At 44.8% G+C, this 12,763-nt stretch carries 12 protein-coding genes; 2 read left to right on the top strand and 10 right to left on the bottom strand.

What is annotated here, in order from left to right; genetic code table 11:
• Nucleotides 1–15: 15 nt before the first annotated feature.
• From AC0VX7_RS05250 to AC0VX7_RS05235, 4 genes are all read right to left on the bottom strand, one after another.
• Entirely contained in the window at nt 16–750 is a 735-nt protein-coding gene (locus AC0VX7_RS05250) for an Mrp/NBP35 family ATP-binding protein (RefSeq protein WP_475426988.1), read from the bottom strand.
• 286 nt (nt 751–1,036) lie between these two features.
• The gene (locus AC0VX7_RS05245) at nt 1,037–1,588 is read right to left on the bottom strand and encodes a 4Fe-4S dicluster domain-containing protein (RefSeq protein ID WP_023625614.1); all 552 of its coding nucleotides are present in this window, start codon (nt 1,586–1,588) and stop codon (nt 1,037–1,039) included.
• Nucleotides 1,589–1,602: 14 nt separating this feature from the next.
• Nucleotides 1,603–3,732 (bottom strand): formate dehydrogenase subunit alpha, encoded by a 2,130-nt coding sequence (gene fdhF / locus AC0VX7_RS05240; RefSeq protein WP_475426987.1) that lies wholly within the window; start codon nt 3,730–3,732, stop codon nt 1,603–1,605.
• Nucleotides 3,713–4,882, bottom strand: coding sequence for an MFS transporter (locus tag AC0VX7_RS05235; protein ID WP_475426986.1), 1,170 nt, complete (start codon nt 4,880–4,882; stop codon nt 3,713–3,715). The genes fdhF and AC0VX7_RS05235 overlap by 20 nt, the downstream gene beginning before the upstream one ends.
• Before the next feature lie 403 nt (nt 4,883–5,285).
• On the opposite strand from AC0VX7_RS05235, the gene AC0VX7_RS05230 reads away from it, so the two are divergent.
• Nucleotides 5,286–6,275 carry an NADPH:quinone oxidoreductase family protein gene (locus AC0VX7_RS05230; RefSeq protein WP_475426985.1) on the top strand — a complete coding sequence of 330 codons (990 nt, stop codon included), beginning with the start codon at nt 5,286–5,288 and terminating at the stop codon, nt 6,273–6,275.
• A gap of 57 nt (nt 6,276–6,332) precedes the next feature.
• On the opposite strand, the gene AC0VX7_RS05225 is transcribed toward AC0VX7_RS05230, so the two are convergent.
• From AC0VX7_RS05225 to AC0VX7_RS05200, 6 genes are all read right to left on the bottom strand, one after another.
• On the bottom strand, nt 6,333–6,965 hold the full coding sequence (locus AC0VX7_RS05225; RefSeq protein WP_475426984.1) for a histidine phosphatase family protein: 633 nt from the start codon (nt 6,963–6,965) through the stop codon (nt 6,333–6,335).
• 146 nt (nt 6,966–7,111) lie between these two features.
• Nucleotides 7,112–7,555, bottom strand: a complete 444-nt coding sequence (locus AC0VX7_RS05220; protein ID WP_475426983.1) for a threonine/serine exporter family protein — start codon at nt 7,553–7,555, stop codon at nt 7,112–7,114.
• Between the two features lie 15 nt (nt 7,556–7,570).
• Nucleotides 7,571–8,329, bottom strand: coding sequence for a threonine/serine exporter family protein (locus AC0VX7_RS05215; protein WP_475426982.1), 759 nt, complete (start codon nt 8,327–8,329; stop codon nt 7,571–7,573).
• Between the two features lie 112 nt (nt 8,330–8,441).
• On the bottom strand, nt 8,442–9,593 hold the full coding sequence (locus AC0VX7_RS05210) for an MFS transporter (protein WP_475428086.1): 1,152 nt from the start codon (nt 9,591–9,593) through the stop codon (nt 8,442–8,444).
• 358 nt (nt 9,594–9,951) lie between these two features.
• Nucleotides 9,952–10,551, bottom strand: a complete 600-nt coding sequence (locus AC0VX7_RS05205; protein WP_475426981.1) for a DUF421 domain-containing protein — start codon at nt 10,549–10,551, stop codon at nt 9,952–9,954.
• A gap of 102 nt (nt 10,552–10,653) precedes the next feature.
• Entirely contained in the window at nt 10,654–11,109 is a 456-nt protein-coding gene (locus AC0VX7_RS05200; protein WP_475426980.1) for an OsmC family protein, read from the bottom strand.
• A gap of 224 nt (nt 11,110–11,333) precedes the next feature.
• On the opposite strand from AC0VX7_RS05200, the gene AC0VX7_RS05195 reads away from it, so the two are divergent.
• Nucleotides 11,334–12,668: a S8 family peptidase gene (locus AC0VX7_RS05195; protein ID WP_475426979.1), complete on the top strand. Its 1,335-nt coding sequence runs from the start codon at nt 11,334–11,336 to the stop codon at nt 12,666–12,668.
• The last annotated feature ends 95 nt before the right edge of the window (nt 12,669–12,763 follow it).

The raw sequence follows: 12,763 nt of genomic DNA, 5'->3' as shown, positions 1-12,763 counted from the left end.
CTCCTGTTCCTAGAGCTAAAACTTAGCATCGATTTTTTCTGCCAGATTTAGATATTCCTTGAATAGCGGGGTATATTCCGTTGCAATTGCAGGTGTCTCACTATTCTCATCCGCTTCCTGGATCGGCAGTTGTCCCAGCAATTCCGTACCAAGCTGTGCTGCTAGGTCCTCGCCACCGCCTTTGCCAAAAATGAAATATTTCTGGTCACTGTCTTCAGGCTTGAAGTATGACATATTTTCAACCACGCCGATGACTTCATGCTTGCTCTTGATCGCCATTGACCCAGCGCGTTCAGCAACGAATGAAGCAGCCTTATGCGGTGTTGTCACGACGATTTCCTTGCTTTGCGGAATCATCAGGTGCATATCGAGAGCGACATCTCCCGTACCCGGAGGCATATCTAGGATGAAATAATCCATTTCTCCCCACAGTACATCTTCGGTAAAATGCTGGATCATCTTTCCGAGCATCGGCCCGCGCCAGACAATTGGTTCATTGTCCTTTACAAGGAAGCCCATTGACATCACTTTAATGCCGTGCGCTTCAACCGGAATGATTTTTCCGTTGAAAGTTTTTGGTTTTGCATCTATGTTAAGTATTTTCGGTACACTGAATCCGTATATATCAAGGTCGATGATTGCAACAGACTTGCCAAGCTTTTGGAGCGCGAGCGCAAGGTTCACTGATAGTGAAGACTTCCCAACTCCGCCTTTTCCGCTTGTCACCGCCAGCACATTTCCTTTTAACATGTTAAGCACCTCTTTTTTTGGATGGGTTAGTATTCCCTACCTTATATCAAATTAGTTGAAACCCAACTGGAAAAAATCGCTCTTAATTTCCAGTTCGCCAATATATTTTTATTTTCGCCAATAAAGTTGTGAACTTCGCCAATATAATTTTATTTTCGCCAATAAAGTTGTGAAAACCGCCAATAAAATCAGATTTTCGCCAATAAACTTTAAAACTGGGCTAAATCCAGAAAAATAGAGCCGGCCCTAATGAACTTAGCGCTCTTTTCTGGCCGGCTCCATTAAATTATGACTGCGAATCAGTATAAACACCGAAGAATTCAGGTACGTAATCCCATTTATTGCCCTCTTGCGGCTTTTTTCCTTCAACAAGATTCATTTGGGTACGTTTTCTGCGTAATTGCTGCATTTCATCGAAGTCGATGAAGCGGATTGCATCACTCGGGCAAACAGATGCACACATTGGCGCGATATCATGACGAGTTCTGTCATAGCACATATCACATTTGTACATTTTGTTCGTCTCGAAGTCGAATTTAGGAATACCGAATGGACAGCCGAATGTACAGTTGCGGCATCCGATACATTTTTCTTCCATCGCTGACAGCACGACGCCTTCATCCGTGATCTGGATGGCGTTGGCCGGGCAGACACGCGCACATGCCGGGTCTTTACATTGCATGCAAAGCATCGGGAATGTCTGGCGGGATTCAGTGAAGTCTACATATTCTACATAGTTCCGTTCCTTGGCATCATGGTCCCCACACTCACGGCAGGCTGCCTGGCAGGCACGGCATCCGATACAGCGTTCAAATTCTAGATACATAATTTTATTCATAATAGCCGTTCCTCCTATTTAGTCAGCTTTTCGAGTTTTACAGCACAGACTTTAAATTCAGGCATCCTTGAGAATGGATCCAGTGCCGGGCTGGTCAATTGGTTGACTGCCAGCTTTTTGCCCCAGTGGTAAGGGACGAACATCGTGTCTTTGCGGATTGCTTTTGTTATTTTAACCGGTGTGATCATCTCGCCACGCGGTGTGGAAAGCTTCACTCTTTCACCGTTTTCAATCTGGTACTTACTTGCCAGTTCTGGGTGCATTTCAACGAATGGCTCAGGGCATTGCTCCATTAAGAAGTCAACACGTCGTGTCTGGTTACCTGATAAGTAATGGAAGACCACGCGGCCTGTAGTCAGCCATAAAGGATACTCGTTTGATTGAACCTCTGAAGGTCCTCTGAAATCGCAGACTGCAAGATTCGCTTTACCATCTTCCGTAGCAAAACGCTCCTGGAATACGGATGGAGTTCCTTTGTGATCTTCTGCTGGTGCTGGCCAGAAAACGCCGTCCTGCTCATCAATTTTTTCGTAAGTTACACCGTAGTAATCAGCCTTACCGCCTTTTGAAGCGTGGCGAAGCTCGTCAAAAATCTCTCTTGGTTCGTTGTAATCGAAGTACTTTCCTTTACCAAGACGTTCAGCGATCATGCTCATGATTTCCCAGTCCGGCTTCGATTCTCCAATTGGATCAACCACTTTACGGATACGGATGACACGGCCTTCGATGTTTGTAGTCGTTCCTTCGTCCTCCGCCCAAGTCGTTGCTGGAAGAACTACATCTGCAAGCTCAGCTGTTTCTGACATGAAGAAGTCGTTTACGACAAGGAAATCAAGCTTCTCTAGTGAATCCTGGACATAGTTGATATTTGGTGATGAAACAACCGGATTCGAACAGATGACATGCAATGCGCGGATTGTCTTGTTCTGCATCAGGTGGAACATTTCGTATGCGGAAACGCCTTCCTTCGGCATTTCTTCTGGCTTGATGCCCCAAACTCCTGCGACATGCTCGACATCTTTAGGGTTTGCGATTTTACGGTATCCAGGAAGCGCGTCTGCTTTCTGTCCGTGTTCACGTCCGCCCTGGCCGTTGCCCTGACCTGTAAAAGTAGCAACGCCTGATGCGAATTTGCCGATTTGGCCTCTTAACAATGCCATTGATGTATATAGACTTACATTGTCAACGCCAGAAGTCTGTTGTTCCGCACCGCGTGCGAACATGACCACTGAGCGTGGTGATTTACCGAAAATGTGCGCTGCCTTGATGATTTTCTCAGCTGCGACACCTGTAAGCTTTGATGTATATTCTGGCGTGAATTTCGCCGTCATTTCTTTTAATTCTTCAAAATTGTTGCAGCGTTCCTGGACATATTCATTATCCACGTAATCATGCTTGATTAGGAGGTGCATGATTCCGTTCGCCAAAGCTGAGTCTGTCCCTGGAAGCAGGTCAAGGTGGACGTCAGCAACTCGTGCTGTTGCAGTTTCACGCGGATCTGCTACGATGAATTTCGCGCCTTTGTCCTTTGCCTTCCAGAACCATTGGATACTAGTCGGATGGCATTCCGCTGTGTTGGAACCTGCCATAAAGAAAGTATCAGTGTGCTCAAGCTCAGTCCAAGGAAGCGTAGACCCACGGTCCATGCCGAGTGTTTTGTTGAAACCGCCGGCAGCAGAGCTCATGCAGTAACGGCCGTTATAGTCAATGTAACGAGTGCCAAGGCCGACACGGGCGTACTTACCAACAAGGTAACACTTCTCATTTGTCATCGACACGCCCCCGTAAACGCCGACCGCATCTTTTCCGTAGTTTTCCTGGATTCCTTTATACTTGCTCTCGATCAAATCCAGTGCTTCGTCCCACGTTGCTTCTACGAACTTGCCGTTCTTTTTGATCAGAGGAGTTTTGATTCGGTCTGGGTGATCGATCGTCTGGTAAGCAGTGACCCCTTTAGGACACATCTTCCCTTTTGTTAAAACCCAGTCATAACGCGGTTCTACACCGACAACCTTGTTATTCTTTTCGTCAACTCGGATGTGCATGCCGCACTGCATCCCGCAGTAGCAGCAGTGGGTTGTGACTAGCTTTTCACCTTTGCGGATCTGGTTTTTTACGCCTTCTTTAACGAGAAACTGGCTCATCTACTTTTTCCTCCTTTAAATCCTGGTCAAGTCCGTAAAACTCTTCCGAACGCTTTTTGCTAAAGCCTGATATGTGAATACCGTTATTTGTATTAACTGGTCCGTATGGATTGCCTTTTGGTGCTTCAAGATTCATTTGTTTCAATGCTCTCATCCTGCGGCGGCAGCCCGTGCAGTAGTCTGACAGGTAAGTGCCATCTGCAAGCTGCAGGTCGAAGTTCTGGCTTTTTAAAATTGCCTGGACATCCGCAATCTGGTCATCATTGCTGTATGGCTGTCCGCAGCTTTTACATGATTTCGTATCCACTTTGACCACCTCTTGATAACTCATTGGAACAGCTGTTGCCAGCGGCCTGATTGGCACGTGGAACAGTTTACCGAACGGGAAGTACATAAGCATGATGATGACTGTAACCTGGTGGATGAGCGACATATAATGGTGCATCCATCCATCAAGGAATGTGTACTGAATTGTCAGGATCAAGCCTGTAACTGTTACTGCCAATAGAATGATTAATGGCAGAATATCGAACTCGAATCGCTGGGTTACTTTTACATCATAATCAGTGATGCGTCGGTAGAGAGCCATCCCCGCTCCGATCAACACCATGATCGCCCCGATATTCAAACCGTTATAAACGATTTCAGCGAACAGTCCGTGAGCCGCCATCGTGATGGTCGGCATATCGAACACGATGATCTGGTATGTTTCCGGGTCAATCAGATCAAAACGCATCCAACCGAAGGTAAGCCCGAAGGTGATAGCGAATGAAATGATGCAGCCCCAAGAAATCATGAAGTGCTGAATGCCGCGGTAGATCCCGCGCTGGAAAATGAATTTTTGCAAAATGATATTATCGATTAAGGTTTTAACTAACGCTTTTGAATTTCTTTTCAATCTTTCTTTATTAAAAAGGTTATCAACACTCCGCTTTGCCACCCTGTTAGTGGCTTTGCGCCACATCCAGAAGCTCATCCTGATTGTCAGGCCAATCGCAAAGACTGTTGATGAGATTGCATATCCCAGAAGCGCCATATCAATATGGACAAACTTCGATGTTGAATACCACATTGAGAAAAACAAGATCATTACTACGACAAAGGAATACATGCTTGTTTTGGAGTAAAAAGATTTCTCGAATTTGTACAACTTTGCTACCTCCCTGTAAATCGTTCCCGATTTCAAAATTCATCTTATCATGGAAAAACAGTCTAAATAGGGTTAAATTGTAAACACTTTGTGAATAGTGAAAAATTGATTTAATAATGTTTATAAGCCCTAATCTCCACTGTGTACCTTACTTATCTAAATCTTAAGGGAGGCAGAATAAAAGATATGTGAAGTCCGTCACACCAGATTAAGTGGACACAAAATCGTAATAAATTCGTGATGGACTTAACATTTCATCATCATTCTCCAGGCAGCAGCCAAGTTATATTCTGCTTTTTTTAGTGGATGGTAAAATGGTGGGCTTGAGTAAGTTGAGTTATTAGAAGTCCGGCATGCTTATGCCCTATACTGAAACTATCAAGCTAGAAAGGTTGGGGGAGTTATGGACAATTTCAAAGCTTTTATGGTGAACAAGACAGATACTGATTTTTCAGCAGAGGTAAAAACGATTGGGCTGGAGGATCTTCCTGCGGGTGAAGTGGTGATCAAGGTTGCCTACTCAAGCGTCAACTTTAAAGACGGGCTTGCGAGCATCCCGAATGGCAAAATTGTCAGATCCTATCCCTTCGTCCCTGGCATCGACCTTGCAGGTACGGTTGTCAGTTCAGAAGACAATCGCTTCAAGGAAGGTGATGAAGTCATCGCCACCAGTTATGAAATAGGGGTTTCCCACTATGGAGGGTTCAGCGAATTTGCCCGAATACCGGCAGACTGGATTGTGCCTTTGCCTGAGGGACTAAATTTACGGGAAGCCATGGTTTTCGGAACAGCCGGGTTCACCGCAGCATTGTCCGTGCACCGACTAGAAGAGAATGGACTTACTCCAGAGAAGGGGAAAGTTCTCGTTACGGGAGCAACCGGAGGAGTTGGCAGCGTCGCTGTGGCGATGCTGGCGAAAAGAGGGTATCACGTCGTTGCCAGCACTGGGAAAGAATCGGAACATAACTTTCTTCACGAAATTGGTGCAGCCGAGATCATCAGCCGCGAAGACCTTGCAGGTGAAAAAATAAAACCTCTGGACAAACAACTCTGGGCGGCAGCCGTTGATCCGGTTGGCGGCAAGACATTGTCAGCGATTCTCAGCAAGCTCGATTACAACGGTTCTGTCGCAGTCAGCGGTTTAACTGGCGGAACTGATGTCCCAACAACCGTTTTCCCGTTCATACTGAGAGGAATAAACCTTCTTGGCATCGATTCCGTGTACTGCCCAATGGAGACGCGAAAGCTTCTTTGGCAGCGAATGGCAACCGACTTGAAGCCAGAGGGATTATTGGAAACGATTGAAAACGAAGTGTCATTAGAAGAACTGCCTGGCGTCCTTTCAAGAATCTTAAAAGGTGAGAACCGTGGACGGACGATTGTGAAAATGTAAAAAAATCCCGAATCCAGTTTCATACTGGTTTCGGGATTTTTTAGAGGAATCGATCAATTAATTTTGTGCTGCCAGCTGCTTTGAATCTATTTTTGCCAGATGACCGCAGTCGTTCAGGAACATCACTGTCTTTTGTACTCCATTCACCTTGAGCAAATGAATTCCGGTATCTCCTGTAGGAAAATAAGTATCCGATAAAACTGGCAGATTCAAGAAAGCTCTTAACAGGTTAGAAATCATTCCGCCATGTGAAACAATGGCAATTCGTTTCCTTCCTGCACTTTCTGCAAGTATCTTTGAAAATACTGTTTGGGCGCGGAAGCGGAATTCTAGTTCTGATTCGCCTGCTTCAATAGGTTCATGAGGTTTCCTGCCTCCCTCTGGTTCTGGATAGCGCAATTTGGCCTCAGCAAACGGCAAACCTGCAAGAACACCGTTATTGAACTCTCTCAAACTATCCTCTTCGATGACCGGGATTCCCGTTTCTTGACTAAGAATTTCTGCCGTTTCTCGTGCGCGTTTCAGGGTGCTTGCCCAGATGACCTCTGGCATGTATTTCTCTTTTACCACTTTCGCCATTTCCTTTGCCTGCCTGCGGCCATGATCTGTCAGCAGCAAATCCGCCCGGCCCTCATGCACCTGAAGAATATCTCCCTCCGACTCACCATGCCTGATCAATAGAATTTCCATGTCTTTTCCCCTTTTAAAAAGTATATTAAAAGTTATTCTACATGGTCATGAAAATCCCTTTTAACGACGGTAAATTTGGATGCCCCCCTGAGTGTACTCTTTTTCTCCATAAAAAATGACTCACATTTTCACATGAGTCATGTTCCCTATTTTACAGGACCAAGGCTTGATCTTCTGATCACCTGGTTGATTACTTCAGAAAACACAAGCCCAACGGCTATCGCTCCAGAAATCATCGAAGCTTTTGCTGCCAAAGAAAGGGCTACACTATAATCATTTTCCACGAAGTTCCTCATTGCATCGTAGGCAAGACCGCCTGGCACCAGCGGGATAATTCCCGCTACACTAAAAATAATGATCGGCGTCCGGTAAGCCTTCGCGAATACCTGGCTGACAACTGCGATTAAAAATGAAGCCATTAATGTGGCAAAAATCGTCCCGAAACCATTAATATCTAGCGCAAAATAAACCATCCAGCCTACCATCCCGGAGAAGCCGCATTTAACCAATGATTCTCTCGGCGCGTTGAAAATAATACCGAACGCAGCGGAGGCAATAAAACTCGTTATTAGCTGTTCAACATAAATCATCGCAATTTCTCCTGCCTATAAAAAAGATAAAATCGCCGCAATTCCTGAGCCAATCGCAAATGCCGTCAGCAGTGCTTCTGCTCCTTTTGATAACCCTGATACTAAATGGCCGGCCATCAGATCCCTGACCGCATTCGTGATCAGCAAGCCCGGCACAAGCGGCATCACCGATCCAATGATTATTTTATCAAGTTCCTGCCCTAGGCCAAATTTCACAAAAAAGAATGCTACCATCCCAATAAAGAAAGAAGACAGGAATTCGGCGAAGAATTTTACCGGTACAATCCTGTGAAAATAAACGACCAAGAAGAAACCAATACCTCCTGCTGCCATTGATGGCAGGAAGTCGAGCCAGCTTCCCAGGAACATAATTGTAAAACAGCCGCTCGCAATCGCTGCTGCAAGGATTTGAATCATAAACGAATAGGTCAGGTTGGCTTCCTCAATCTCCCCTAGGAGCTTGCAGGCTTCCCCCAGATCGACATCGCCGCTGCTGATTTTTCGCGAAACGCTGTTGACCATCGCCACTTTTCGCAAATCCGTTGTCCGGTCTGAAATCCGTACGAGTTTCGTTCTCTCGGGGCCAACCCCTTCTACTGAAAAAATAATGCCGGTTGGGGTCACATAGCTGTGCGTCTTATCAATGCCGAACGCAGAAGCCATCCGCGACATCGTGTCCTCAACGCGATATGTCTCAGCACCGCTTTGAAGCATGATTTTCCCCGCTAGCATGCATGCACGCATCACTTCAAATGTTTGATCCTGATTCTCCATAAAAGTCCTCACTTACCAATCCGTACTGTCTAAATTTCTTTATCAGTTTAAATCAAAACAGAGCCTATTAGCAACCATAGAAAAAACCAGCCCTTCACACAGGGCTGGCTTCTCAGGAAACAGCTTCCTCCGGCTGACGGATAGCTTTTGTACGTCTCCCCTTTAAAATGGTCAGAACTAATGCTATTAAGATAAATCCACTGGATATCTGGAACAAAGTTCCCAGTTCAATATACTGGGCCAGGACGCCGAAAACCAACCCGCTTAAACCGATTCCCAGGTCAATGGATGAGAAGAACATTCCATTCGCGACTCCACGTCGGTTTGCCGGTGTAATCGATAATGTCCATGATTGCAGAGTTGGAATCAATGAACCGAATCCTATACCGAATAGTACTCCAGCAACAGCAATCATCATATTGGAATGAGCAAATGACAGCACCCACATACCTGCGAATGTAATGGAGATTGTTAGAATGACAAGACCGATTGGTCCTTTCTGATCAAACCATTTTCCGGCAACCGGACGTGAGAGTGATGCAAAAACCGCATTACACAGGTAAAACAAGAATATTTGCTCGATTCCGCGTTCTTCGCCAAAAATGACAATGAATGTGACAATCGTTCCATAGCCCAGACTGATCAACAACGTCAAGACCGCAGGGAACCAGCCAGATTTCTCAACAAGCGATCCCAGGTAGGTGAACTTTAAGTCTTCTTTCTTCGTCTCTAAAACCTGATCAGGAGTTTGGTAGTGAACCGATGCAAGCAACAGCAAGGCAATGGCGCCAAGTACCCCCGAAATGTAAATGAGGTTTTCAAAGGTAGTAACCTGGTATAAAAAGATTCCCAGACTCGGTGCTATAATCATCCCGATTGTTATCGAAAGACCAAAATAGCCCATTCCTTCCCCAAGCCGGGAGTTAGGGACAACATCCACTGCTGCCGTTCCGTTTACTGTTGTAGACCAGCCCCATGCAAGACCATGTAACAATCGAAATGCAAGGAAAATGACAACGACCTGAGACAGCGGATATAGGAATGTAATCAATAGAAGCATCAGGGCACCGATCAAGACAAGCGGTTTTCGTGCTTTATATTCAAGCATAAATCCAATGAACGGCCGGCTCAAAACAGCCCCTATCGAGAATAGCGCGGTAACAAGACCAATTTCAGTCCCGCTCGCACCGATTGATTTTATATATGGTGGCAATGTAGGAATCAACATCTGGAATGACATAAAGATAAATAGATTCCCGACCATCAATTTAATGAACGAAGAGGTCCATAATGGCTCTTTCGGTAGTGACAATGTATATCTCCCCTTTTACTAAAAGGCTGTTTTCGTAAAGATTGTTGTTAAAATCCTAAAGCCGATTTTAACGTGAAAATAGCTATTTTCTAGTTCGGTATTAAGTGTGCAAGCTCTTTTCTCTTAATAATCTTTAATTTTGTGAAGAAACATAGGTCATTTAATCCTATTTTGTAGTCAATAGCAACAAAGTTTGAGAAAAGAGCCTACTAAAAAAAGAAAAAAATCTTCTGCAGAAGAAGATTTTCGTGTATTTCGCATCTCTAAATAATAGCACAGCACACAGTATAAATAAAAGGGAAATTTTGTTTTATTGGAGGTATTTAGGATTTTGCTGCGCATTTGATTTATTGAGTTCATCGAAAATGTCAGGCTTTGCCGATTCCGGCTTCTCGTCAATTTTCATGATCATCGCTGGGAGATAATCATTTAACATCTTTTTAAACTCTCCGACCGTGAGCGGTTTTGCGTCATCCTCCAGCTCATATCCAATCTGGCCATTAGGTTCAATTGTTGCAAATTTAACATCTTCCAGTTTCGTAATCCCTTTATTCCTCAGTCTCATCTCCAGCTGGTCAACTGTCAGCCTAAGCTTCTTCAAATTCTTGATATTAAGCTGCCCATTTTGGATGATGATTTTTGATTTCCCTGTGATGAACTTTTCAAAGAAGTTAAATTTAAGCTGTAGATACTCCAGAATCACAATTGCAGCGACAAAAATAGCTGCCCCGGCAATCGCCTTCCACATGCTCTTTTGCACAATTGGCTGAACAATGATTGTTCCAAGTGAGATCATGACTACTGTTTGCGCCAGAGTCATTTGAGAAATAGACTTCCTGCCCGCGATTCTCAATAATAGAATTCCTGATAAAATCAAAAAAGCCGTTTGCCATACAAAAGTGAAATCCATAAGCGCCTCCCAGAAAAATCTCTACCATTAATTTCTCCATTAGGGGATTATTTATGAGACAAAAAAACGGCACTACATGGAGTGCCGTCCTATAAACTCTATTTAAGATGTTACAGGTTTTTCGATTACAATTTCTGCTCTGGTGACATTCACCGGATTTGAGATTGTATCATCGACCGGACATGTTTTAGCAATGAAATCTGCCAGGGCCCTGATGTTTTCTTCCGGAGATGGCGATTTAATATAGTAGGTATAACGAATATCTGAATAGCCGCGGCGCACATCTGACTTGTTCATAAACCCATCGGTGTCAAGGTCCCCTTCCAATTCGACGCGGAAATCCTCTAATACTACTCCGAATTTTTGGCTGTACACTCGTGCCACGATGGATTGGCAAGCTCCTAATGCACCAAGAAGCATTTCCACAGGATTCATCCCCTGGTCGGTCCCTCCTAAATTGACAGGCTCATCAATCGTGATATGGAACCCCCTGGCCTGAACATCCACCTTCACCCCTTCTTGCAATGCAGCAGTGGCTTTGAAAATTTCTTTTGGCATGATATTCCCTCCTTTATATTTTCACCTCCATTTTCCTCTTTTTTAAGCTGATTTCCTTCTTAAAATAGCCAATGACACAAAAGGTTCATGATGTTTTGTACAGATTGTGAAACGATGAACATATCATGAATCTAATATTTTCCCAACTCCATTTAGGTTTCTTACTAACTTGCTTTGGATAAATAAAGATGTATGAATTTTCGCACATTTTAAAGGAGGAGCATATGAAAAAGATCAGTATTTTTGCAGTAGCACTCGTGTTATTTAGTTTTATTTTATCACCATCATTCTCCAGCCCAAAAGCATCCTTGCCTTCAGTTGAGCTGGACCCGAAGCTTGAAAGCCTGCTGGCTAATCCATTGAGCAATGAAGAAGTTGAACTGATCATCACTTATAAAGACATGCCATTGCTTTCGGATATTAAGCTTTTAAAACTATTAGGTTTCGAGGTGAACCCTTTCAGCGAGCTTCCAATAGTGGCAGTTAAAGGGAAGATTGGCCTCATCAATGAACTGCTCCTTACGGCAACCAATATTGTCTCGATTTACGCAAGTGATGATCTGGAATATTTCCTTCGTGACAGCAGGGCGCTAATCGGCGCAGAAGCTGTTTGGAACGACCTGGGCTACACCGGGAAAGGAGTTACTGTTGCTGTAATTGACAGCGGCATCGATGCCACCCATCCTGATTTGCAGTACGGTGAAAAGGTTATCCAGAATGTGAAATTCGTTGTTGGTGACCTTTTCGGCAACCAGCCTCTTTACCTTGAGAACCAGTTAAACACAGACACCACCTCTGGCCACGGCACCCATGTTGCCGGTACAATTGCCGGTAGCGGGACCTCTAGCGATGGCCTATATAAAGGAGTTGCGCCAGACGCTAAATTAGTCGGGCTTGGCGTTGGCGAGGCCATCAATATTCTTTGGTCACTGGAAGCTTTTGATTATGCCATTAAGAATCAAGAAAAGTACGGAATCGACATCATCAGCAACAGCTGGGGTTCAACCGGGGAGTATTCTCCTGATCACCCAATCAATGTCGCTTCCAAAAAAGCGCATGACGCAGGCATGACCGTTGTGTTTGCAGCAGGAAATGAAGGTCCAGATGATAACACGCTAAACCCATACTCAGCGGCTCCTTGGGTCATAAGTGTGGCGGCCGGAACCAAGGATAAACAACTTGCCGACTTCTCATCACGTGGTGTGGCGGGAGATGAATACCTGCACCCTGATATCACAGCTCCAGGCGTCGATATCGTGGCAACCCGTTCTTCCACCGGCATTGTCATGAATCTATTAGGTACAGTCACCGATGTCTCTTATATCGATGGAGTTCACCTGCCTTACTATACAACATCAAGCGGCACAAGCATGGCTGCACCACATATTTCTGGTGTTGTTGCTTTAATGAAGGAAGCTAACCCTTCTCTCAATCCGGATCTGGCACTCGACCTGATGATTCAAACCGCCGATCCAATGCCTGGATACCAGCTCCATGAAGTGGGTGCAGGCTACGTCAACGCCTATGGAGCAGTCCAAGCAGCCTCATCCAGTAAGTAACCACACTATCAAATAAAGATAAGGAAAAATAAACCAGAATCCTCCTCGATACCGGGGAGGATTTTTCATGTGACAAATACCACATTGCACCTCTT

The organism is Mesobacillus sp. QJM3NY_10 (genome assembly GCF_056173465.1).
The sequence above is the reverse complement of the archived record's forward strand: the minus strand, read 5'-3'. Positions and strand labels throughout refer to the sequence as shown.